Source organism: Aquabacterium parvum, from assembly GCF_001447195.1.
Taxonomy (GTDB): Bacteria; Pseudomonadota; Gammaproteobacteria; order Burkholderiales; family Burkholderiaceae_C; genus Aquabacterium; species Aquabacterium parvum.
Map to the genome: position 1 here is coordinate 1 of NZ_LFRI01000464.1, position 1,060 is coordinate 1,060.

The window sequence follows — 1,060 nt, forward strand, 5'->3', positions numbered from 1 at the left end:
CTGGTCGTGCATGAAGTCCATTGACCACACCTGATTGATGGCCTCTGGTACCGATAGCGGCTGTGGCTTGTCGCGCACCAGGCGCTTGCGTGGCTTGATGCGCAGGTTCAGCTCCAGCTCCCTGTAGATGCGGTACACGCGCTTGTGGTTCCAGGCAAAGCCTCTGACGTTGCGCAGGTACATGAAGCACAGCCCAAAGCCCCAGTTGCGGTTGTTGTCCGTCAAGCGCAGCAGCCAGTCGGCGATCTCATCGTTCTCGGCCTGGTGCTTGGCCTCGTACCGATAACAAGCTTGGCTGATCTGGAAGGCCTGACAGGCCAGCTTGATCGAAGCGCCAAACTCTTGAACCGATCGTTGAGCCATCTCGCGGCGGCGAGATGGCTTCACCACTTTTTTGCGAGTGCCTCCGACACGATCTCGGCCTTGAGCTTTTCTTCGACGTACATCTTGCGGAGTCGGCGGTTCTCCTCTTCCAGCTCCTTCATGCGCGCCATCAGCGAGGCATCCATGCCGCCGAACTTCGAGCGCCACTTGTAGAACGTGGCCGTACTGATGCCCATCTCGCGACACAGCTCCGGCACGGCCAAGCCAGCCTCCACGCGCTTGAGCGCATCAATGATCTGGCTGTCGGTGAATCGGGACTTCTTCATGGTAGAAATTTTCCTTCGAAAACTTCTACTTCTCACTGCGCTGGTTTTGCGGGGGGATTACCCTAGCAAGTCGGAATCAGGCGTCTTCAGGTGCAAGCACTTGAGTCCTCCAAGGTTGACCCAGATTCGCGAGAGGTCGGATGGATTGATGTGTGCCTCGAGACTCCAGCGCCGACTGATCGCGAGCGATCCAGAGCGCTGCAGCCATTCGCTGGTGTAAACCAACTGTTTGATGATTCGCTTGCCGCTGTAAGTGGGGTCGTAGGTAAGCGTCTGAAGCGCCCCGGGTTTCGCGGAGGCTCCAACACTGGAGAATGGAGCCATGAAGAAGTCCCCGAAGTTTTCGCCTGAGGTCCGTGAGCGCGCAGTGCGCATGGTGCTGGAGCACCGGGCAGGACATCCGTCGCAGT

The 1,060-nt window shown here is 58.3% G+C and carries 1 protein-coding gene and 1 pseudogene; both read right to left on the minus strand.

What is annotated here, in order from left to right; translation table 11 throughout:
• A pseudogene (locus ABG80_RS21660) lies at window positions 1-650 on the minus strand (transposase); the annotation flags it as partial.
• 57 nt (window positions 651-707) lie between these two features.
• Window positions 708-1,060, minus strand: a 353-nt coding sequence (locus tag ABG80_RS23625; RefSeq protein WP_235513937.1) for a hypothetical protein, incomplete at its 5' end; no start/stop codon positions are given.